The organism is Serratia inhibens (genome assembly GCF_003591175.1).
GTDB classification, from domain to species: Bacteria; Pseudomonadota; Gammaproteobacteria; order Enterobacterales; family Enterobacteriaceae; genus Serratia; species Serratia inhibens.
On sequence record NZ_QYYG01000001.1, the window covers coordinates 251,910 to 275,363 of the forward strand.

Here is a 23,454-nt window from a genome sequence, read left to right on the forward strand (position 1 = left end):
TAACATGAGCAATCCTACTTACGTGCACGAATACCAAGCCATCAACGAGGTGTTGAACCAGTACATTGAGGGCTGCAAACAGGCCAAAAGCAGCATCATGAAGCCAGCCTTCAGTGAGCAAGCAACGATGTTTAGCGTCGATGGTGACGGTAAGCTGGCCGGCGGCGCGATTCCAATTCTGTTCGATGGGATCGACAAAGGTTTCCGCCCATCTCCTGATGCCCCGGCAGCAATAGTGCGCATCGAGATCGTCGGTACGGCGGCTAGCGCTCGGATCGACGCCAACGACATGTCCGGCATCTCCTTCACCGACTTCTTCCATCTGCTGAAAGTCGATGGCAAGTGGACAGTCGTCAGCAAAATATTCCACACCCACGTCGCGCCTTGAGCACACGCGGCAGATGAAGCTTCCAGCCCTGTCTGTCGTTTTTTTCTTTGCGGCCTGGCGGCGCTGCAACTGTGAGTCCGGCATACCGCTTGGAATACGCTGTCTTCGACCGCCTGACCGAAGGCGCAACATAGTAATAAAACAGGCCGCAATTTAATTACACACACTAAGGCAATAAAAAGGAAACATCATGAAAACTCTTACCTCCGCTTTCGCCCTTTCCGTCGTGCCCCTGTCGCCTGGTAACGCTTCTGCAGCCGACCGACCCGGCGTCGAACACAACATTGCGAAATTCTTGCAATCTCTTGAAGGCGGCCCGACGCTCGACAGCATGACGCCGACCGATGCCCGCGCCACGTTGGTGGCTGCCCAAGCTGCCTCTAGCATGGCCTTGCCGGCAGCTGAAGTCAGCGAGAAGACGATTCGTATCAATGACAGCGACCTGAAACTGACCATCGTCCGCCCGGTCGGCAGCCAACAGAAGACCCTGCCTGCGTTCATGTTCTTCCACGGCGGTGGCTGGGTGCTGGGCGACTTCCCGACCCACGAACGACTAGTGCGTGACCTGGTGGTGGGCTCTGGTACGGTGGCGGTTTTCGTCAACTACAGCCTGTCGCCTGAGGTGGGATACGGCGTCGCCATCGAGCAAGCCTATGCCGCGACAAAATGGGTGGCCGAGCATGGCGAAGAGATCAACGTCGACGGCAATCGCCTCTCAGTGGCTGGCAACAGCGCAGGCGGCAACTTGGCTGCCGCAGTTGCCTTGATGGCGAACGAGAAGGGCTCACCTGCACTGCGTTCGCAAGTTTTGCTGTGCCCGGTGACGGATGCAAATTTCGACACGCCGTCGTACACGGAGTTTGCCAACGGCTATTTCCTGACGAAGGACTTGATGGTGTGGTTCTGGGACAATTACACAACCGACGCCGAGGCACGCAAGCATATTTACACTTCGCCGCTGCAGGCGACGACCGAGCAGTTGAAGGGGTTGCCACCGACGCTGATCCAGACTGCCGAATTCGATGTCCTGCGCGATGAAGCCGAAGCTTACGGCCGCAAGCTCGACGCGGCGGGTGTGCATGTGAAGTCGGTGCGCTACAACGGCATGATTCACGATTTTGGGTTGTCGAACGCGTTCAGCCACCTGCCTGCGCCCCGCAGTGCGATCGCGCAGGCATCTCAGGAGCTCAAGAATAACCTGAGCCAGTAATTTCAAAACCAAGGAACCCAAAGGTCACGGCAAAGCTGCGGCATTAATGACAGAAAATACGCCACTCATTTCATTGCGAGGCTATAGCGGCAGAAAGTTTCTCGCGATGTCTGCTGCGTTTTTTTGCAGCTGAGGATTAATGAGTACGTCAAACCCTTGGTTAGGAGCAACCAAATGAAAACAACTATTCTCAAGGCGTTATTTTTCGGCGTAATGATTACGGACTTGAGTGCGACGGCCCAAGCAGAACGACTATCGCGCGACCAACACATATCAGTAGTAAAAACCATGAGCAAGCCTACCTATGTACAAGAATATCAAGCCATCGCCGAAGTGCTGAACAAGTACATCGAGGGCTGCAAGCAGGCCAAGAGCAGCATCATGAAACCCGCATTCAGCAAAAATGCGACGATGTACAGCGTCGGCGCCGATGGCAATCTGGTCGGTGGCCCGATTCAAAGCCTGTTCGATGGGATCGACAAGGATTTCCGACCATCTCCTAACGCACAGGCGGTTATCGCCCGCATCGAAATCGTTGGTACGGCGGCTAGCGCTCGGATCGACGCCAACGACATGTCCGGCATCTCCTTCACCGACTTCTTCCATCTGCTGAAGGTCGAAGGTAAATGGACTGTGGTTAGCAAGATTTACTACACACATCCAAATCATTAAATCCTCAGTCAGCACGCTCAATTCACAAGGACATCTAAAATACCCTATGTGAAAGGCATCGACTTTACCCGGCAGGGGCCATTGTACGACAAGAACGCCTATATTATCGCTCATTGACATCGTAATAATAGGGTGGGATTTTCCTGCCCCATTTTTATTATCTTTGTGGTTAAAATGGTTTTTTCTAAATGTTCCATAAACGGCGAGCCGGATTTACCCCCGCCGCCAAAAAAACGCCTCTATAATGCCCCCCGTAGTTTATATGCAGTATCTCGTTTGGCGAGGCTCCTATACAAACACAGGTTACTGATCTGACGACATCGAGAGATGCCCAAGGTTAAGACAGGCTTTATCGGATTAAGGTTTAGCCCAAGGTAACTTCTGATAAATACATCAGATACGTTGTATAGTGCTAAAACCTGGACGCGGAGATAGGCTGTCTGCACTCCCTCTGTGGTTAACGCCCCTATGCGATTCGCTGTTGAAGTTTAAACAGAAATAGGGACTAACATGATGAAGTCACATCAAAATTACTCATCCCCGGCGCCGGCCCACACTGAAACTCTTGACGAGTCTTCGGTAGCCGGCTATATGAACGCCAATTTCATTACCGTTCCCGGTAATATGACGGTAAATAAAGCCAAGGAATATTTTCTTTCACAGCTTAAAACGGACGAAATTCCAACCCAGCTGTTTGTCACCGCCGACGATTATCAATTGCGCGGCACACTGTCGGTTAAAAAATTGTTGCAGTGCGAGGACGATGATAAAGCCGTTGGGGTAATGATCAATCACAGCTATTTCCAGGTATCGCCCGACGACGATCGCAATGACGTTGCCCATTTATTGGGCAAGGGCGGGCTGGACGTGGTGCCGGTGGTGGTGAATAAAACCCTGGTTGGGGTATTGGGGGAAAAAGAAATCGCCCGGCTGATTGAGGATGAAAATACCGAGGATGCGCAACGACAGGGCGCCAGTCTGCCGCTGGACAAGCCCTATCTGGAAACCAGCCCCTGGGCGCTGTGGCGCAAACGTTCGGTTTGGTTGCTGATGCTGTTCGTCGCCGAAGCCTACACCGGCAACGTACTGAAGGCGTTTGAAGACCAGCTGGAAGCGGCGATCGCCCTGGCGTTTTTCATCCCGCTGCTGATTGGCACCGGCGGTAACAGCGGTACGCAGATCACCTCCACACTGGTACGCGCCATGGCGCTGGGTGAAGTCAGCCTGCGTAACCTGGGCGCGGTGATCCGCAAAGAGGTGTCTACCTCACTGCTGATCGCCGCCACTATCGGTGTCGCCGCCTGGGTTCGCGCCTGGATCATGGGGGTGGGCATGGACGTGACGATGGTCGTCAGCCTGTCGCTGGTGGCGATAACCGTCTGGAGCGCGATTGTGTCCTCGATTATCCCTATGCTGCTGAAAAGAGTGGGGATAGATCCGGCGGTGGTGTCTGCGCCATTTATCGCCACCTTTATCGATGGTACCGGCCTGATTATCTATTTCAAAATTGCCCAGCACATTCTGCATATTTAAACCGAAATCCGCTTCGTGTCGCGGCCGGAGCGGATATTTAATCTCACCCAATAAGGAGGCGCGTTAATAGCAATGAATAATTATTTAACCCACTTTTTAATTAAAGAGGTTTTTATCGATAACCCTTAACCGAGGAAATAACAATGGGAAACATGACTGTTTTTGTAGGATTCCTGAGCATCATCAGCTCACTGGGCCTGTTAGCCGCCTATATGAGCACCAAATGGGATGATTAATGAACGCCGAAGAACCGCCTGAATGCATCCTCCCCGAAGTGCTTTATTTACGACGGGGAGGATACCGATAAAACTCTGACCGCCGCCTGCGGTTTTAACGAGTGAAACGATAATGATTATTTTTATTCTTGGCCTGTTGTATGCCATTTTAATGATCTCTGCGGGTGTTAATGAGATTTATTTTTATTCAACCGGAAAATCAGAATTCCTGGCTAGTTTAATGCTGGCATTCTCGGGTAGTATGCTGCTGGTTGCTTTTGTCTGGCAATTGTCTGCGAAAATGAAAAAATAAATTCCCCTTCGAATATGAGCCGTATTATGCAAAATGAAAAACAGTCCGTTGCCAGAAACTCGATGATAGCCAGCGGGCTATTGGCAACCGGGAAATTTACTGCAGGCATTTTTACCGGCAGCATTGGTCTTATTTCCGAAGGGATCCACTCTTTCACCGATTTTGTCGCCACCAGCATTACCTGGCTGGCAGTGCGTATCAGCGACAAACCGGCCGATGAGGACCACCACTTTGGGCACGGCAAGGTCGAAAATCTGGCGGCGTTGTTTGAAGTGCTGCTGCTGTTGGGCGCGGCGGGCTGGATTGTTTACGAGGCCGGCACCAGCCTGCTGGGGCAGGCGCATGAGATTGTCGCCGCGCCGGTGGTGATTGCGGTACTGTTGATCTCGATTGTGGTCGACTATTTCCGCGTCAAGGCGCTGAATCGCGTGGCGAAGGCCACCGACAGCGCGGCGCTGGAAGCCGATGCGCTGCACTTCTTCTCCGACATGTTGTCTTCCGCCGTGGTGCTGCTGGGGATGGTATTTGTGTTGTTGGGGTTCGGCCGCGCAGATGCGATCGCAGCGTTGATCGTGGCCTGCTTTATCGTGGTCGCAGCCGTGAAGCTGGGCAAACGTTCGTTCGATTCGCTGATGGACACCGCCCCCTTCGGTGCCAAAGAGGAGATCGGCGTGTTACTGGATAATTTTCCGGCGATACTGGCCACCGAAAATATCCGCATTCGCAACGCCGGTGCGGCCCTGTTTATTGAGGTGACCGTCGCGGTCTGCCGCACTTTGCCGCTGGAGCGCATCAACGCGCTGAAGCAGTCCATCGCCGAGCGTCTGGAGCGGCAGTATGCCCATGCCGAAGCCACGGTGATTGCCAACCCGCAAACCCGCAGCGATGAAGACATGGCGACCCGCATCCGGGTGATCGCCGCCAATCACGGCGCGGTGGTGCAAAATGTGGCGTTGCAGCAATTGCCGGAACGCATGTCGATCAGCATGGATCTGGCGGTGCCGGCCAGCGCCAGCGTGGCGCAGGCGCACGATATCGCCAGCGAGATTGAAAACCTGCTGCGCCAGGCCATCGGCGAAGATACGGAAATCGAAACTCACCTTGAACCGCAAATGCACCATTGGGTGGCCAGTAAGGACGTAGAGCCGGATGAACTGGCCAACATTCGCCAGATCCTGCGAACTGCGGTGGAAAAGGGGGAGATGGTGCAGGACGTGCATAACATTCGGGCGCGCAAAACGGCAGAGGGCATTATCGTCAATTTCCATTGCCGGGTGTCGCCGGCCGCGTCCATTGTGGCGGCTCACGACGCGGTGGACTGTATAGAACGCCAACTGCGGGCGAGTTATCCCACCATTTCGCGGGCGATAGGGCACGTGGAACCGATCAAGCCCGCTTTGTGAGCCTGCATCGCTGCGACAGTGGGATGACAATAAAGGCCCAAACAAGATAAAATATCGGTAAACCAACAAGTTGGTATTGCTGTTTGAAACCCGAGGACGAGCGATGGCCGAGTTTGCTTCCGATCACTATCATGATTCCATCGCGATGCCCGTCACCGGCGTTGCCGTCGATTACTCCAACGGTCACGTGATCCCCGCGCACAGCCATCGGCGTTCGCAGCTGGTTTATGCGGTGGAAGGGGTGTTGGTCATTGAAACGGATGTAGGCCGTTGGGTCGTCCCGCCGAGCCGGGGCGTGTGGCTGATAGCGGGCGTCAGTCACACCGTGCGTATGCGCGGTGTGGCGCGAATGCGCAGTATTTTCGTCAATCAGGATGCTATTCCCGGATTGCCCGACGCAGACTGCGTAATCGAGATTTCACCTTTGCTGCGTGAGTTGATCCTTGCCGCGACCAAAGTCACGGGCCATTACGATCTGGAAAGCCGCGACGGCCGTTTGATGCGTTTTATCCTCGATGAGCTATGTTCTTTGCCCGTACTGCCCTTTAATCTTCCCTGGCCACTGGATGCGCGGATACTGCGCGTTTGCCAGACACTGTCCGAAGATCCCGCCGATAACCGTGCCGCCGATGACTGGGCCGCTGATTTAGCGATGAGCGCCAAGACGTTCCATCGTCAGTTTCAGCGGCAAACCGGCATCACCTTTGGGCGTTGGCGGCAGCAGGCGCGCCTGCTTTTGTCACTCGAATGCCTGGCTCAAGGCATGCCGATTGTGCAGGTGGCGCTGCAGCACGGTTACGAAAGCCAAAGCGCCTTTGCCGCCGCCTTTAAACGCCAGTTTGGATTGCGGCCTTCCGAGTTTTATCGTTAGCGCTCAGTTTTTTCGCAAAAAGAACCCTGCCAGCACGCAGGCCAGCATTGCCAGCCCGGCAAGGTAAAAAGCGTCGCTGTAGGCCAGCAGCAGGGCATCACGATGCAGGATCTGATCAATCAACCCCAAAGCCTGCAGGCGCAACCTTGCCGCCCCCGCGCCATACAGGGCCGCGGCGTGATCGAGATGGCCGTGCGAGAGCATTCTGACTGTCTCGACCAGCCGTTCCTGCGTCGCCTGAGCAAAAGAGGTAACAGATTCGCCAATGCGCTGCGCATGCAGTTTTTCACGCTCAACCACGATCTGGCTGGAAAGGGCGATACCGATAGCCCCGCCGATGTTGCGCACCATCGAAAAAAGCCCCGATGCCGATCCCACTTGATCCTTTTCCAGCCCTTGAATTGCCATCACCCCCAACGCCACCACCACTAACGATTGCCCGATGCCGCGCACGATCAGCGAAGGAACAATGACGTTATAAGCCGCATCGGGATTGAGGTGAATGTTCATCAGGCAACCGAGGCCGGTAATCAAGAATCCGGCCACGATCGCGGTGCGGGCGCTGGTCCAGCGCATCAGTCGAGGCGTAGCGAACGACATGATAAATTGAATAATGCCGTAAGGGATCATCATTGCCCCGATCTGGCTGGCGTTGTATCCGTGCACTTCGGCGAAATAGTTGGGCACCAGGAACACCACGCCAAACACCACCGCGCCGAAGCAAAACTGCATCAGACTGGCGAGGCCGAAATTATAGCGGCCCAGTAAGCGTAAATTAATAAACGGCGTCTTGCTCTTAAGCTCCGCATAAATAAAACCGGCAATCCCCAACACGGCCAGCAAGGTGCAATTGACGATAAAGGACGAAGCAAACCAGTCCTCTCGTCCGCCTTCCTCCAGCATGATTTGCAGAGAGGAAAGGCCAATCGCCATGGTGATAATTCCCCACCAGTCACCCTGTTTGAGTTTCTCAAGCCTCATGGGCTGCGGTTTGACCGACCAGCCAATGGCGGCCAGCAGCACTATCCCAGGGGGGACTTGCAGATAAAATATCCAGCGCCATGAGTAGGCATCGGTTAACCAACCGCCCAGTGAAGGGCCTGCCGCCTGCGCAACATTGTTAGCTACCGCAAACAGCGCCATGCCGAGAGAATGCTTGTGAGAGGGCAATTCGCCGACGATTAGCTGAAACGACAAGGGGATCAGCACGCCGCCAAACGCGCCCTGCAGCGCACGGGCGAGGATCATGGTCTGAATATTGGGGGCCAGCGAGCAGGCCATGGAGAAGAGCACAAATCCAGAGGTTCCGACCATCAGCACGCGGCGCATGGAAAATATCGAGACTAACCAACCGGTTATCGGGATGATGATGATCTCGGCCACCAGATAGGCGGTGGTGATCCATGATCCTTCTTCAAAGGTGGCACCCAGCGAACCCCGCACGTCGGGTAATGAAGCGTTGGTGACGTGTACATTCATGCCCGCCATGAAACAGCCGACGACACTGCCCAATACGGCCACCCAGGTGCGTAACGAGATCTTGTCTGTATTGGGCATGACCGTGGTCTGGGTCGAGATACGGCTACTCATGGCGGGTGTCCACCGTCACCATCACCGACATTCCGGGGCGAACCTGTTCAACCCTTGGCTGGCCGGCATCAAGGCGAATTCGCACCGGCATCCGTTGGACGATTTTGGTAAAGTTTCCGGTGGCGTTATCCGGGGGAAGCAGCGCAAATTGCGCCCCGGAGGCAGGGGAAAAGCTTTCGATCTTGCCCTTGAAAACCTGCCCATCAAACGCATCTACCCGTACCTCGGCAGGTTGGCCAACCTGCATTGGGTCAATTTGCGTTTCCTTAAAGTTGGCAATCACGTAAGTATTGCCGGGAACCACGGCAAGCAGCGGCGAACCCGTCTCGACATATTGGCCGGCCCGCAAAGCATGCTCACCCACAGTGCCGTCGATCGGACTGGCAATCCGGGTGCTCGCCAGATTAATGCGTGCGATTGCCAGCATGGCCTGCGCTTGCGTCTGCATGGCTTTCGCCTTGTCCCGCTCGGCTTCGGTAGCCTGTTGGCTGCTGGCGAGTACGGACAGCGCCTGCTGCTGGCCGGCGAGCCGCGCCTCCGCCTGCGCCAGCTGTGCGGCGGTTTTACGGGCATCCGCGTCAGCCGATTCTACCTGTTGGGCGCTGCTGATGTTTTGGCGCGCCAGGCGATGCTGGCGCTGGTCCTCCAGGGCCGAGCGATTTGATTCTGCGACGGCGGCGCGGACGGCGGCTTGAGCTTCTGCAATCAGGCTTGTCTGCTGCTGCTGACGAGCGGCCAGATTGGCGATACGCGCCTGTTTCACGTCATTTTCGGCAATCGCCGCCGCGACTGCGGCTTCGGCCAGCTCAACCTTGGCCCGATAATCGCGGGAATCGATTCGGGCCAGTACCTGGCCGGCTTTTACCTGTTGATTGTCCTGCACCTCCACGGCGACCAGATAGCCGTTGATGCGGGGGGCCAGCGTGACAATGTCGGCGCGCGCATAGGCGTCATCGGTCTCGATCATCCAGCGGCCAGTAGTCCACCAGTAAATTCCCCAGGCCAACACCAACAGGGTAACCAACAGGATGCCGGCCAGAGTTCGGGGCCGTGGTTTTGCGCGTCGGGCAGCAAAAACCGGCGTTTTAGCAGGCGAAGTATTTTCGGTCATTATTATGATTCTCTTTTAAAAACAGGAGGAAATAACATGCTGGAAGCGGTTTTAGACCGCTGAGGTACCGGGAGCACCACAGAGGGAGCCTGCTGCCATCCGCCACCCAGGGCTTTAAATAACGTCACCTGAGCCTCAATCACCCGCGTGTTTGCGCGCGCCAACTCACTCTGAACGGCGACGTAGTTACGTTGATTATCGAGATAGTCGAGGGCGGTTGCCGCGCCGTCCTGATAGGCAAGCGTCGATAGTTTCAGCGCTTGTCGACTGTTTTCGGCAGCCTGCTGAAGGAGTTTTTGCTGCTGCAGGGCCGAGTCATAGCCTGTCAAGCTCACCTGTAGCTCTTTCAGCGCAGCCAAAATCGTGCCGTCAAAATGCGCGAGTGCCGCACTTTCCTTGGCACCAGCCTGCGCGATGCGTGCGCGGGCCTCCGTAATATTGGGGAAGGACCATGAGATCAACGGTCCGATGCTCCAGACCGTGGCGCCGCTGTTACCCCAATCTTCAGGCTGGTGAGCGGAGCTGAGCATGTTGGCCCCCAGCGAAATGCGCGGATAGAGATCGGTGGTCGCTACGCGAATATTGGCCGTTGCGGCGGCAAGCTGTTGTTGTGCCTCGCGTACATCGGGGCGACGGCGTAACAGGGCTAAACCGTCGTTGTCAGGCAAGCCGCGATACGCCAGCGTTGGCGGTTTCAGGCAGGCAAGCGCCTGTGCGGGGGGATTGGCAGGCAGGCGGCCCATTAACACCGCAAGTTCAGCCAATACGCGCTGACGTTTGGCTTTCAACACCGGCAGGTCGGCGCGAGTTTGGTAAACCAAACCTTTAGCACGCACCACATCCAGCGCGACACCGGCCCCGGATTGATACAGCGCTTCGGTAATCTGCTGCCCTTGCTCAACCTGCGCCAAAGCCCGTTGAGCAATACCGATCCGTTGACCGTAGCTACAGGCGCTGAGCCAGGCCCGGGTCGTTTCGGCGGCAACCCACACGCGCACGCCGTCTTCTTCGGCCTGAGCAGACTCCGTGCCTGCCTGTGCCGCGCCGGACTGTGAACGCAGGCGGCCAAACAGATCGAGTTCCCATTGCAGATCGATCCCGGCGCTATAGCGGCTGCCGGTGCGGATATTGTCGCTTTGACCTAACGCCGCCTCGATTTGATCGTCTAGCGAACTGCCATATCCACCCTTGGCCGCGAAACTTGTGCTGGGCAGTTTTTGCGCATCGGTTTCACGTAAAACTGCCTGGGCCGCAAGCAGATTTGCCGCTGCCGCACGCAGATCCCGGTTGTTGCTCAACGCCTGCTCGACAGCCTGGTTTAAGGCGGGATCCTGATACAAAGACCACCATTTATCCGGCGTATCGGGTGTGATAGTTTTCGTTTTTGCCAAAGGCTTAGCCGCGAGCGGCAGAGTGGTGAGGGGAGGTTGACCTGGGCCCACCACGCAGCCGGCAGATAACAAGGGAAGTAAGGCAATCGTCAGCCTTTTGGATATCAACATGCGTCACACTCTTCAATGAGAATGCGTCCAGATTAGCGGGTAAAAAGCTGTCTTTATGCCGAGATTTCGACTTTCATTATCTTGAAATGGTCATTTTTAACGGACCAACTAGCCAACGCGAGCTTTAACGATTATCAATAACCGTCCTCCAATCATCGTTGTCTCGACAGACGCAGGTATCCCCCCATGTCACGAAGTAAAGACCTGCAAGACTGGGTTAAACCGGCCCGCTCCCCAATGCAAATTGAGCGTATCGAAGCCTTTTTCGGTGGGCACGGCTATGAGCTCCATCGCCACGATACCTACGCCATTGGCCGTACGTTGTCCGGTGTGCAGAGTTTCAACTATCGTGGCGGCAGGCGTCATAGCTTGCCCGGCGGCACCCTGGTATTGCATCCGGATGAACTTCATGACGGGGAGGCGGGTACGCAAGAGGGGTTTCAGTACCGCATGGTTTATGTCGAGCCTGCATTAATCCAAAAGATACTCGGCGGCAAGCCATTGCCCTTTATTCCGGGCGGTCTTTCCGGTGACCCACGGCTCTTTGCTGCGGCTCAACCCTTGCTCAGGGCCATGGAAGATCCGTTTGAAACGCTTGAGGAAGAGGATGCGCTTTATGACCTGGCGCAAACCCTGGCCGTTGTCGGGGGGCAACGTTATCAACGGCGGGCGTTTGACTATCAGGCGGCTGAAAGGGCAAGGGAATATATCCATTCCTGTTTCGATAAGAATATTACCCTGGATGAGCTTTCTTTGATCAGCGGCAGAGATCGCTGGAGTCTGAGCCGGGATTTTCGGGTGCTGTTTGGCACCAGCCCCTACCGCTACGTCACTATGCGCCGTCTTGAACATTGCAGACGGCGGATGTTGGCGGGCCATAATCTGGCAGATATTTCAATCGATGCGGGATTTGCGGATCAAAGCCACATGACGCGCCAATTTATCAGCAATTTTGGTGTTTCTCCTGGTCGCTGGCTGAGGTTTATCAAAGGAGGTTGAGCCAGAAGTTGCACAATCATTCAAGATTGCCGCCCGCCGGGCCCACTATGCTGGGCTCCTGTTAACCAAGGAGCCTGAAAATGTATCAACCTATTAATTTCGCTCATAAACTCTCTCTGTTTACCGAACAATGGCAGCCGAAAGTGATTGCCGAGATGAATGACTACCAGTTTAAAGTGGTCAGAATTCACGGTGACTTCGTCTGGCATACGCATGCCGAAACCGATGAAACCCTTATCGTATTGGACGGCGTTTTGCGCATTGATTTTCGCGATGGCCATGTGCTGGTCAATGCGGGCGAGATGTATGTGGTCCCGCGCGGCATCGAACACAAAACCTCTGCCGAGATCGAAACCCAACTGATGCTTATCGAACCTCGCGGCGTGTTGAACACCGGTGACGAACGGGGAGAACGTACTGCGGTCAACGATGTCTGGATTTGATAGGCATCCTGTGGCTAAGTCTCATATTATGAAGTCAGCCCGTCAGGTTGATCTTTCACGGCACAAGACATGCGGCGCAGATCAAATATCGGCTAGAGAAACGGACATATTACACGCCAAGAGTAATATTTAACCTATTGCAGCAGGTAACGGCTTGATTTAGCGTTACCTGCTGTCGCTTTCCTTGTTGTAGAAATATGGCCAATTCTCTATCGGCCTGGGATTTTTTTTTGATAAGATGAATATATAAATTATTCCCAATTAAAATAACTGTATTGCATGGTATTTATAGACGTATCGCAAAGTATTTTCATGGTATGTGTTCTCGGATTAATATACTTGAACATTTTTTCCAAAAAACTCGATAGAGGTGATGTAAAAAATTTCAATATCATTGATGTATCATCGTTATCATGGCCGAACGGCTCGCCAATAACCATGTGCATGGTATGTGCTTGAGTCCGTCTTTTTGAGTCAAACTCTGACTGATGCACCACCAATGAATAGCTTGGTAATAATTTACATCAACATAAAGCGAATTGAATTAATTAAATTCGGTGAAATATGAAAATCACAAGTTGAATTTAATCACATCATTTGGAATAGAAAATGATTATACACCCCTTCCAATTATATTAATTTTGGACACATAATCTCATGGGGATATCGTAAAAAATTGACATGCGTTGGTTTAATGCACGAGCCGTTTTACAGGCAATGGAACACGCCACTCTGCATTGAATTGATCTCATTATACCATACACCGAAAAGGACCCCCCATGAACCATAGTGCTATAGAAGCGGGCTCCATCAGTCCGCTGATTGCCCGGACCGAGCAGATCCACAGCGTTGACGGTCAGTTGACATCGCTGGGGTATGCGCCCGTCCGGATGAACAGAACCGACAGGTGTGGCTGGCCCGCTCCGCACAGACCGAATACGGTGACGCAGCACAGTTCTGGCTGCCACGGAGCATACGCAACAGCCCCCTGACCGGCATCAATACCGTGTTCAGGGATAAATATCACTGTGTGATTATTCAGCATCAAGACCCCTCTGGGCTGACTGTCAGTGCCGCATATGATTGGCGTTTTCTTTCGCCTGCAGCCCTGAAGGATGCGAATAACAACACGCACACCGTAACAATGGATGCGTTAGGGCGGATAACGCAGAGTCGCTTCTCCGGTACCGAAAACGGTCAGCCAGCCGGTTACAGCGACACGATATTCACCTTGCCGGCAACGGAGGATGAGGCCCTGACGCTGATCGGACCGTTACCGGTATCAACTTGTCAGGTTTACTTTGCTGACAGCTGGATGCCACGAGTCTCCCGACAGCGGCTTCAGGAGTTGGCCGACAAACGGGATGGGCTGATATCAGCCAGGGGGGTGACAGAAGATGGCTACATTACTGCAATGGCACGGCGCCGCATGACGCCAGAGAGGTATACGCACCTTTTGGGCACACCGGCCCAGCCCCCACAGACCGTCACGCTGACGACGGACCGGTATGACAGTGACAATGCCCAGCAAATACGCCAGCAAGTTAGCTTCAGTGATGGCTTTGGTCGTCTGTTACAGACGGCTGTCCGCCAGGCTACCGGAGAGGCTTGGCTACGCGCGACAGACGGCAGCCTGGTGACGGATGGTACCGGGCAACCAACGACGGCTTTGACCGAGACTCGCTGGGCCGTCACGGGACGCACTGAGTACGACAACAAAGGCCTGCCTGTACGTACTTATCAGCCGTTCTTCCTCAATGATTGGCGTTATGTCAGCGATGACAGCGCTCGTCAGGATTTGTACGCAGATACGGCGTATCACGACCCACTCGGGCGCGTAGTGCAGGTGGTCACCGCGAAAGGCGGGTTGAAACGTACGCTGTTCACGCCGTGGTTCACCGTCAGCGAAGACGAGAACGACACTGCCGATGTTTAACCTGCTGGGCGCTTTTAGGAGTATTAGTGATAATGACTCGAACCACCATTGATGTGTATACCAACACCCCAACGGTCACGGTCCTCGACAATCGTGGCCTTAATGTGCGCAACATCGCGTACCATCGCCATCCTGTTACCCCGGACGTCACCAGTGAGCGCATCACCCGCCATCAGTACGACGCCCGCGGCGCCCTGTCGCGCCGCGCCGACCCGCGCCTGCAGGCAGCCAGGCTGACGAACTTCATCTACCTCACCGACCTGGCCGGCAGCGTTATGCGCACCGTCAGCGCTGATGCCGGTATCACCGTACAGCTGAACGACATTGCAGGCCGCCCGTTTCTGGGTATCGACGCCAACGGTATCACCCGTACCTGGCAGTATGAAGGCTCAGCGCTTCCGGGCCGTCCGGTGAGTATGACGGAGCAAGTGGCCAGCGAAGCGGTCCGCATCACGGAACGCTTCGCGTATGCCGGCAACACGCACGCCGAGCAGGCCCTCAACCTGGCTGGCACATGCGTCAGCCATTACGACACTGCCGGCCTGGTGCAGACCGACAGCGTGGCGCTCTCTGGCGTGCCGCTGTCAGTCACCCGCCGCCTGCTGAAGGACGCGGATAATCCGGCGCTGGTGGCCGACTGGCAAGGTACAGACGCCTCCGCCTGGAATGACCGGCTGGATAGTGCTGTGCATGCAACCCTGACCACCGCCGACGCCACCGGCGCGGTGCTGACCACCACTGATGCAAAAGGCAACCTGCAGCGCGTGGCCTACGACGTGGCGGGTCTGCTGTCCGGCAGTTGGCTAACCCTGAAGGGCGGTACAGAGCAGGTCATCTTGCAGTCCCTGACGTACTCCGCCGCCGGGCAGAAGCTGCGCGAGGTGCATGGCAACGGCGTGGTGACCACCTACGCGTACGAGCCCGAGACGCAGCGTCTGGTCGGGATTAAAACCGAGCGGCCGGCCGGGCACGCCTCGGGGGCGAAAGTGTTGCAGGACCTGCGCTACGACTACGACCCGGTGGGCAACGTGCTGAAGGTCAGCAATGATGCCGAAGAGACCCGCTTCTGGCGCAACCAGAAAGTGGTGCCGGAGAACACCTACGTCTATGACAGCCTATACCAGTTGGTCAGCGCCACCGGGCGCGAGATGGCTGGCGCCGGTTCGCAGTCCACCGGGTTACCGTCCGCCGCCGTTCCTCTTCCCACCGACAGTGCCGCGTACACGAACTACACCCGGACGTACTCTTACGATGTCGCCGGCAACCTGATGCAGATACGGCACAGCGCCCCCGCGACAAACAACACTTACACCACAAATATCACCATCAGCGACCGCAGCAACCGGGGCGTGCTGAGCACGCTGACGGAAAACCCGGCTGACGTGGACACGCTGTTCACGGCAGGCGGACAGCAGATGCGGCTGCAGCCAGGTCAGACGCTCAACTGGACGTCACGTAATGAACTGCTGACGGTAACACCGGTGATGCGCCACGGTGGTACGGACGACCGGGAAAGCTACCGCTACGACGCGGGCAGCCAGCGCATGCTGAAGGTCAGCGCGCAGAAAACCGCGAACAGCACACAGACGCAGCGGGTGGTGTACCTGCCAGGACTGGAGCTGAGGACGACAAAGGCCGGCGATACGGAAACGGGGCGCCTGCAGGTCATCACCGTCGGCGAGGCGGGCCGGGCGCAGGTGCGGGTGCTGCACTGGGAGAAAGGTAAGCCGGACAGCATTGACAATAACCAGCTGCGCTACAGCTATGACAATCTCATCGGCAGCAGCGGGCTGGAGCTGGACGGCGACGGCAACATTATCAGCCTGGAGGAGTACTACCCGTACGGAGGTACGGCTGTCCTGACGGCACGCAACGCGGTGGAGGCGGACTACAAAACGGACCGCTACTCGGGCAAGGAGCGGGATGCGACGGGGCTGTACTACTACGGCTACCGGTATTATCAGCCGTGGGCGGGGCGCTGGCTCAGTGCTGACCCGGCAGGCACGGTGGACGGGCTGAATCTGTTCCGCATGTGCAGAAATAATCCAGCCTCATTTTTTGACCCGGATGGTCGCAAACCAAAATTGAATAGTGTGGAGCAGGGAGTACTTGATAATTTAAACAATGTAATAAAACCATTTTTGCTTTCGCGAAGAGAACAAGACAAAGCATTAGCCGAAAGAAGAGTAGGAGATAAATTTAATCTAAGCGGCCAACAGCTTGGGGAGACCGTAGAAAAGTTTTACGATAAAATCTCCTCCACCTCATTAAGCTTTAACTTTAAGCCGGATGAAATCCTTCTGTTCTACAAAGATAAGGATCAGCGCTTAAAGAATACATGGGAATTGGAAGTACGCACAAATAAAGATTATCTAAGAATTCGAAATGGTGCTGAAGAAACACTAATGGATATTAGTGGTGGTGGTGAAATTTATAAAGATAAAAGATTTGATAGGGGTTTTTTTAAAGCGCCGGGACATTACGCTCCGATGGCTAGGCAAAAATACGGCTCGATTTCTTTTGATGATCATAAAGGGGGGGCTGCATCGTATGGCAGTGGCGCCATGTTCTTAAATAATGAATTGAAAGGGAATATGACATTTACTGCATGGGATTCTTATGGCATATATCGTAGAGAAAGTGGTGCTAAAGATCTAGTTAACTCCACTGGTTTTCAAGGTAATTTATATCCCTTGATCGCAAATTCGAGTGGCAATCAATTGGATCAAATGCACAATATAATTAGCAATCCTGGTGCGGATGTGAGTTTTACTGAGTATTATGAATGGCAATCGCATGCCCCGGTTTACTTTAAAGAGGGGATCTCGGCTATGGCGCTAAATTCTGAAGTTGATAAGGAAGTTATTGCGAAGGCGAATAAATTCGCCAAGGTTAATAATATTAAATGGCTTGATAAACCTGCAAAAAGGTAGGTGTTTTTGTATCAAGATATATGCCGTATTCATGGTGCAGCTGCCAGCGAGTTTAATGCAGCCCGGTAGACGATACTGAGGCTCATGGCATCACACAGATAATTACATCAACGGTTATTAGGGGATGTTTTTTGTATATACCATCATTCAGTAAAACCCCGACGGTCACGGTGCTCGACAACCGCGGCCTTAATGTGCGCTACATCGCGTACCATCGCCATCCTGATACCCCGGACGTCACCAGTGAGCGCATCACCCGCCATCAGTACGACGCCCGCGGCGCCCTGTCGCGCAGCGCCGACCCGCGCCTGCAGGCAGCCAGGCTGACGAACTTCATCTACCTCACCGACCTGGCCGGCAGCGTTATGCGCACCGTCAGCACAGATGCCGGGACCACCGTGGCACTCAGCGACACAGCCGGCCGACCCTTTATCGCGGTCAGCAATATCCGCATCGCAGACGACGGGACAGCAGACAGAAGCCAGGCGGTGACCCGCCGCTGGCAGTATGAGGAGGCTTCGCTGTCCGGTCGTCCGTTGAGTATCACGGAGCAGACCCCGGACGGCATGTCACGCACTGCGGAGCGCTTCGTCTATGCCGGCAATACCGACGCGGAGCAGGCCCTGAACCTGGCCGGACAGTGCGTCAGCCACTACGACACCGCCGGTCTGGTGCAGACCAACAGTATCGCCCTGACCGGCGAGTCGCTCTCGGTCACCCGCCGCCTGCTGAAGGATGCGGACAACCCGGACACCGTCGCCGACTGGCAGGGTGGGGATGCCTCTGCATGGAATGACCAGCTCGACGGTGAGGCGTACACCACGCTGACCACGGCGGATGCCACCGGTGCGGTGCTGACCACCAAGGATGCAAAAGGTAACCAGCAGCGCATGGCCTATGACGTGGCGGGTCTGCTGTCAGGCAACTGGCTGACGGTGAAGGACGGGACGGAGCAGATTATCGTTAAGTCCCTGACGTACTCCGCCGCCGGGCAGAAACTGCGCGAGGAGCACGGCAACGGCGTGGTGACTACCTATACCTACGAGCCGCAGACGCAGCGCCTGACCGGGATGAAAACAGAACGCCCGGCAGGTCATGCCTCCGGGGCAAAAGTACTGCAGGACCTGCGCTATAAGTATGACCCGGTGGGTAATGTGCTGAAGGTCAGCAACGATGCGGAAGAGACCCGCTTCTGGCGCAACCAGAAAGTGGTGCCGGAGAACACGTACGCCTACGACAGCCTGTATCAACTGGTCAGCGCCACCGGGCGCGAGATGGCAAACGCCAGACAGCAGGGCAGCAATCTCCCCTCTGCCGCCGTTCCCCTCCCCACCGACAGCTCTGCGTTTACAAACTATACCCGCACTTACAGCTACGACAATGCCGGCAACCTGACACAAATCAGACATAGCGCCCCGGCTACGAACAACAGTTACACAACGGACATCACGGTCAGCGAGAGCAGCAACCAGGGTGTGCTGAGCACACTGACGGAAAATCCGTCCGAGGTGGACATGCTGTTCACGGCGGGCGGGCTGCAGAGGCAACTGCAGCCGGGACAGAGCCTCATCTGGACGCCGCGTAACGAGCTACTGAAGGTAACGCCGGTGGTGCGCGATGGCAGCACGGATGACCGGGAAAGTTACCGCTACGACGCAGGCAGTCAACGAATCCTGAAGGTCAGCGTACAGAAAACTGGCAACAACGTACAGACGCAGCGAGTGCTGTACCTGCCGGGGCTGGAGCTGCGCAGTACAAAAGCGGGCGATACGGGAACGGAAGGCCTGCAGGTTATTACGGTGGGTGTGGCGGACCGCGCGCAGGTGCGGGTGCTGCACTGGGAAACGGGTCAGCCAGCAGGTATCCACACCAACCAAATACGATACAGTTACGATAACCTGGCTGGCAGCGGTCAGCTTGAACTGGACGGCGACGGCAACATTATCAGTATGGAGGAATACTACCCGTACGGCGGGACAGCTGTATGGGCAGTGCGCAGTGCGGTGGAAGCGGAATATAAAACCATACGCTACTCTGGCAAAGAGCGGGATGCGACGGGGATGTACTACTACGGGTATCGTTATTACCAACCGTGGGCGGGCCGCTGGCTCAGCGCGGACCCGGCAGGCACGGTGGACGGCCTGAACCTGTTCAGGATGTGCAGGAATAATCCTGTTACTCTGAGGGACGAGGATGGATTAATATCATCTGCCCAGCTTGAACAAATTACCAGCAATATACTTAAACGAAATCCTGGTTCAATTGATGATGTAAAAAATGCGCTAAGTTACATGCAATTAACAGCGGAGGATGTGAATTCTATCGTTAGGCATATTCAGCAAGTGCCTCAATTTTCTAATAAAAAAAGTGAAACAACAGAAAGAAAATCAGCAGAGATACAAAGTGTTTTGTTTTCTTTTCATGAGGAAACGAAATTTGATAAAAACGCACTGATTTACATAGCTAATCCAGAGAATTTCTCTCATACATTTAAAGATGATGGCAGTATTTTATCCGTAAGCAAAAAACACCCTAAAAATAGTAAGTTCTTGAATCGATTTGGTAAAGAAAAATGGGATTTTATTTCTAACTTTAGAGAGGGAGGGCGTGGTGAGATCTCCAGAGAGCCCTATTTTGCTAGTCATATTGCACAACATCAATATGCATTGAGTTCAGAGAAATTTAATTTTGTCGGAATGTTGCCAAAGCAAGTTGTTAGGGTTGACGTCCTCAATTCGGGGACACTAAATGAAACTTATGGTTTATCAGGCGATGAACTTTTTAACGCATTCTTCCTTAGAACCCCGAATGGGAAATCAACAAAAAGAGTACTTGAGTCATTTGGACTTGAAGCCTATTCCGTAATGAAAACTGTGGAACACAGTGAAAATGTGAATTTTAACATAAAGGTGAGGAAGAATCCTTCTGCGACAATAAAAGGGCAATGTAACAATATTTAATATTAACTTGCCTTTTTAGCAATCATCAATCGAAGCAGCCGGACCGGAAGGGATGAGTTACTGCTGTTGCTGGAGTTCCTGCGTCCCGGTGACATGCTGATGGTGACCCGGGTGGATCGTCTGGCCCGCAGCATTAAGGATCTGCAGGATATCGTGTTTGCCCTGAAGCAGCAGGGCGTACGCTCAGGGCTACAGAACAGCCTGTGGACACGCGCTCGGCAGCAGGTAAAGCCTTCCTCGATATGCTGGGTGTTTTCGCTGAGTTTGAAACCAATCTGCGACGTGAGCGTCAGATGGAAGGGATTGCTGCGGCGAAAGCCCGGGGCGTGTACCGCGGAAGAAAGCCCTCTATAGATCCTGCTGAAGTCCGGCGTCTGTATACCAAGGAGAAGATGGGGGCCACGGCCATTGCCCGCCAGCTCGGGATCGGGAGGGCGTCAGAATTGGAAGAAGAGTCACTCAACCAGTCGCACCAAATCATCATTGTGGCGGCAGAGTTGGATCCATCGACCGAGCGCATTGTGGACTATCTGAGCAAGAACGGCATCTCGATTAACGTCCTGTTCTTCAAAGTGTTCCAGCACGGTGATGAGCAGTTCTTAAGTCGCGCCTGGCTTATCGACCCGAGCGAAACGCAAACCAACGCCGCACAGGCCACTGCCGGAACAAGTGCCAACGCGAAGGAACCCTGGAACGGTGAGTTTTATGTCTCGTTTGGTGATCCAAACAGCCGAGTCTGGGAAGAGGCACGACGCTACGGGTTTATCAGTGCGGGCGGCGGAAGCTGGTACAGCCAGACCTTAAAACAATTACAACCCGGCGACCGTGTGTGGGTGAAAATCCCGGCAACGGGTTACGTCGGCGTCGATATTGTGCAGAGCGCCGTTGAGCCTGCCAGCAGCTTTACCATTAGCACCGAAGACGGCGAAAAACTCGCGATGGACGTGCTTAAGTACAGCGATCTCTATCACTGGAACGCAGATGATCCCGATAAGTCAGAGTATTTTGTTCCTGTGAAATGGCTGGAAACCCGCAGTGAAAATGACGCCGTGAACGAAGTCGGCTTCTTTGGTAACCAGAACACGGTGTGCAAACCTACCACGCCGAAATGGCGTCACACCATTTAGAAACTGAAACGTTCCTTCCCGCACTGGAGTGTGGAAATCTAAGGCCTTAGTTCACTTGCGGTGGCATGGCTTCGCGAGCTACGTATTTTATCGAGAGGCGCAGGGTACTTCTCTTGTCAAATCCGATGTGTTTAACCCCAGGGACACCTGCCGACAACGCTGGCTGCAGGTGAGTGAACAGGACAAATATCGTCTCGACGAGATAATAAAGGCCGCCAAAACAGGCGGCCTGTGAAGGTCAGTCCAGCTTCAGCCGGACAGTGATTTCAGCAATTTCGTTACGCCATTGCCGTTGCAACGCCGGTTTTTGGTGCCTGGTTTTGCGCGCCAAATCCTCCTGCAGTTTAGCCTCGAGTTCGAACAAGCAGGCCAGCAACCGCTCTTCGTCATGCTGTAACCCCTCGCTGTCGCCGGGGACGGTTTGCCTGGCCGCTTGGGGTTCGGCACCGCGTTGTTCCGCCAGCCGGGCATAGACCGGTTCCAGATCCTGCCACTCTTCCAGCTGTTGATGATCAATCAGCCAGAAGCGGTTGCAGCTGTTTTCTATCAGCATCCGGTCGTGAGTGACCAGCATCACTGCGCCTGCAAACTCGCGCAGGGTTTCCGCCAGTTCCTCTTTGCCTTCCATGTCCAGATGGTTGGTCGGCTCGTCGAGCAGCAACAGTGAATGGTTGGCCAGCGTCAGGCCGACAAACAGCAGGCGCGAACGCTCGCCGCCGCTCAGGGCGCTGATCCGTTGCTGATGGCGCAGATAAGGGAAACCGGCGCCAATCAGCGCCATTTTGCGCTGCTCTTCGGTCAGCGGAGCGAAGTGCGTCAACGCTTCGCTCAGCGTATCGCCATCCTGCAACTGCTGGAGGCTCTGATCGTAATACCCGAGACGTACCTTGGGGTGGAATACCACGTCACCGGAAACGGCGCTTTGGTATTCCCGCCACAGATGCTGCAACAGCGAGGATTTACCGCAGCCGTTACGGCCGACGATGGCGATGCGATCGCCGCTTTTCACCCGCAGGTGCGCCAGGCGAAACAGCACCGGCGCATCGGCTGCCGGGCGTACATCCAGCTGTGGCAGAGCCAACAGGCGATCGGCGTCCAGGGCTTCGCCCCGCAGCCGGAGCCGCCACTGGGTACCAGCCGTCAACCGGGTTTGATCCTCTTTCAGACGATCGACCCGTTTTTCCATCTGTTTGGCCTTGCGGGCCAGATCCTCGTTGTCGTACACCCGTCCCCAGACCGCCAGCCGCTGGGCGCTTTTTTCCACCCGGTCGATCTCCTTTTGCTCCGCCTGCCGGCGATGCGTATCCGCCGCGTCCTTGTCCTCCAGCGCCTGACGCGCAGCAGAGCAGGGCAAGCGGAAGAACTGCAGGGTTTTGTCGCGCAGTATCCAGGTACAGTTGGTCACCTTATCCAGCAGGTAGCGATCGTGAGACACCAGCACGAAACTGCCTGGCCAGCCTTGCAGGAACCGCTCGAGCCACAACAGCGTCGGCAGATCCAGATGGTTGCTGGGTTCATCCAGCAACAGCAGGTCCGGCCGGCGTATCAGCGCGCGCGCCAGCAGCAGGCGGGTATGCTGGCCACCGCTCAGGGTACCGGCGGTCAATGTCCAGGATGACGCGGCAAAACCCAGTTGGGCCAGCAGGACTTCGCCTTGCCAACTTTCGTTGACGCGCTGGTTTTCCGGCAGGCGTGCCAGCACCGCCTCAAGCAGGGTGCAGCCGTGCAGTTCGGGGGGAAGATGCTGCTCCACTCGCGCCATCAGGCACTGATGAGCGAGGGTTAGGCTGCCACTGCCGGCAGACAGATCGCCGCTGAGGATTTTAAGCAGGGTGCTTTTGCCGCAGCCGTTGTGGCCGATTAAACCGATGCGATCGCCTTTTTTCAGGCTGAAGGAAACCTCGGCCAGCAGCGGGCCGAACGCGTTGTCGTAACCGACGGATTGTGCAGATAATAATGTGCTCATTGCTTACTCAAGAGTTACAGGCATGCAACTGCCTATCGTCAAACATCGCTGACGACAACCCGGTAAGCCGGAGGGAAGGGACTCAGATTTTAGTAAGCTTCGCTCAAGCCTGGGTTATCGCAGCACGATACCGGTAATGCTTGAGCAGCGGCAATTACTATAGAAGTGTGAGTAAAAAAACAATTCACACATCGGCATAGTAATCCTCCTTTTATAATGTTGGTTAATAGGTGAGCTGAGTATAGGGGGATCCTTCAGGATATGCCACCGCCTAATAATTCG

General features: G+C 55.0%; 17 protein-coding genes, 1 pseudogene and 1 riboswitch. Of the genes and pseudogenes, 14 read left to right on the forward strand and 4 right to left on the reverse strand.

Annotated elements, in window-relative coordinates:
• Positions 1–4 precede the first annotated feature (4 nt).
• The 8 genes from D4100_RS01230 to D4100_RS01260 all read left to right on the forward strand — a co-directional run bounded on the left by D4100_RS01230 (position 5) and on the right by D4100_RS01260 (position 6,605).
• Complete coding sequence (locus tag D4100_RS01230) at positions 5–388, forward strand: nuclear transport factor 2 family protein (RefSeq protein ID WP_006319671.1); 384 nt, start codon at positions 5–7, stop codon at positions 386–388.
• Positions 389–578: 190 nt separating this feature from the next.
• On the forward strand, positions 579–1,598 hold the full coding sequence (locus D4100_RS01235) for an alpha/beta hydrolase (protein ID WP_006319672.1): 1,020 nt from the start codon (positions 579–581) through the stop codon (positions 1,596–1,598).
• 174 nt (positions 1,599–1,772) lie between these two features.
• The gene (locus D4100_RS01240) at positions 1,773–2,270 is read left to right on the forward strand and encodes a nuclear transport factor 2 family protein (RefSeq protein ID WP_244941623.1); all 498 of its coding nucleotides are present in this window, start codon (positions 1,773–1,775) and stop codon (positions 2,268–2,270) included.
• 264 nt (positions 2,271–2,534) lie between these two features.
• Positions 2,535–2,708, forward strand: a riboswitch (M-box (ykoK) riboswitch).
• Between the two features lie 72 nt (positions 2,709–2,780).
• The gene (gene mgtE, locus D4100_RS01245) at positions 2,781–3,803 is read left to right on the forward strand and encodes a magnesium transporter (RefSeq protein ID WP_006319674.1); all 1,023 of its coding nucleotides are present in this window, start codon (positions 2,781–2,783) and stop codon (positions 3,801–3,803) included.
• Between the two features lie 152 nt (positions 3,804–3,955).
• The gene (gene mgtS, locus D4100_RS25535) at positions 3,956–4,039 is read left to right on the forward strand and encodes a protein MgtS (RefSeq protein WP_420876395.1); all 84 of its coding nucleotides are present in this window, start codon (positions 3,956–3,958) and stop codon (positions 4,037–4,039) included.
• Positions 4,040–4,151: 112 nt separating this feature from the next.
• Positions 4,152–4,331 (forward strand): hypothetical protein, encoded by a 180-nt coding sequence (locus tag D4100_RS01250; RefSeq protein ID WP_006319676.1) that lies wholly within the window; start codon positions 4,152–4,154, stop codon positions 4,329–4,331.
• A 26-nt stretch (positions 4,332–4,357) separates the two neighbouring features.
• A complete protein-coding gene (locus tag D4100_RS01255) occupies positions 4,358–5,734 on the forward strand; it encodes a cation diffusion facilitator family transporter (protein WP_119804087.1) in 1,377 nt (458 codons plus the stop codon).
• Positions 5,735–5,837: 103 nt separating this feature from the next.
• Complete coding sequence (locus D4100_RS01260) at positions 5,838–6,605, forward strand: AraC family transcriptional regulator (protein WP_006319678.1); 768 nt, start codon at positions 5,838–5,840, stop codon at positions 6,603–6,605.
• 3 nt (positions 6,606–6,608) lie between these two features.
• Here D4100_RS01260 and D4100_RS01265 read toward each other — a convergent pair whose 3' ends face one another.
• The 3 genes from D4100_RS01265 to D4100_RS01275 are packed head-to-tail and all read right to left on the reverse strand — an operon-like array spanning position 6,609 to position 10,808.
• Positions 6,609–8,195, reverse strand: a complete 1,587-nt coding sequence (locus D4100_RS01265; RefSeq protein WP_119802668.1) for a DHA2 family efflux MFS transporter permease subunit — start codon at positions 8,193–8,195, stop codon at positions 6,609–6,611.
• A complete protein-coding gene (locus D4100_RS01270) occupies positions 8,188–9,306 on the reverse strand; it encodes an HlyD family secretion protein (RefSeq protein WP_119802670.1) in 1,119 nt (372 codons plus the stop codon). The genes D4100_RS01265 and D4100_RS01270 overlap by 8 nt, the downstream gene beginning before the upstream one ends.
• Positions 9,307–9,308: 2 nt before the next feature.
• Positions 9,309–10,808 (reverse strand): efflux transporter outer membrane subunit, encoded by a 1,500-nt coding sequence (locus tag D4100_RS01275; RefSeq protein ID WP_119802672.1) that lies wholly within the window; start codon positions 10,806–10,808, stop codon positions 9,309–9,311.
• A 186-nt stretch (positions 10,809–10,994) separates the two neighbouring features.
• On the opposite strand from D4100_RS01275, the gene D4100_RS01280 reads away from it, so the two are divergent.
• The 6 genes and pseudogenes from D4100_RS01280 to D4100_RS25715 form a co-directional block, all read left to right on the forward strand.
• Positions 10,995–11,807 (forward strand): AraC family transcriptional regulator, encoded by an 813-nt coding sequence (locus D4100_RS01280; RefSeq protein WP_119802674.1) that lies wholly within the window; start codon positions 10,995–10,997, stop codon positions 11,805–11,807.
• 80 nt (positions 11,808–11,887) lie between these two features.
• The gene (locus D4100_RS01285; RefSeq protein WP_006319691.1) at positions 11,888–12,250 is read left to right on the forward strand and encodes a cupin domain-containing protein; all 363 of its coding nucleotides are present in this window, start codon (positions 11,888–11,890) and stop codon (positions 12,248–12,250) included.
• A 1,429-nt stretch (positions 12,251–13,679) separates the two neighbouring features.
• Positions 13,680–14,186 (forward strand): hypothetical protein, encoded by a 507-nt coding sequence (locus D4100_RS01290; protein WP_199685627.1) that lies wholly within the window; start codon positions 13,680–13,682, stop codon positions 14,184–14,186.
• 32 nt (positions 14,187–14,218) lie between these two features.
• On the forward strand, positions 14,219–17,119 hold the full coding sequence (locus D4100_RS01295) for an RHS repeat domain-containing protein (protein WP_244941624.1): 2,901 nt from the start codon (positions 14,219–14,221) through the stop codon (positions 17,117–17,119).
• A gap of 131 nt (positions 17,120–17,250) precedes the next feature.
• A complete protein-coding gene (locus tag D4100_RS01300; protein ID WP_244941625.1) occupies positions 17,251–20,079 on the forward strand; it encodes an RHS repeat protein in 2,829 nt (942 codons plus the stop codon).
• 33 nt (positions 20,080–20,112) lie between these two features.
• Positions 20,113–20,519: pseudogene (locus tag D4100_RS25715) on the forward strand (recombinase family protein); the annotation flags it as partial.
• A 925-nt stretch (positions 20,520–21,444) separates the two neighbouring features.
• Here D4100_RS25715 and D4100_RS01310 read toward each other — a convergent pair.
• Positions 21,445–23,172, reverse strand: coding sequence for an ABC-F family ATP-binding cassette domain-containing protein (locus D4100_RS01310; RefSeq protein ID WP_119802676.1), 1,728 nt, complete (start codon positions 23,170–23,172; stop codon positions 21,445–21,447).
• Positions 23,173–23,454: the final 282 nt, after the last annotated feature.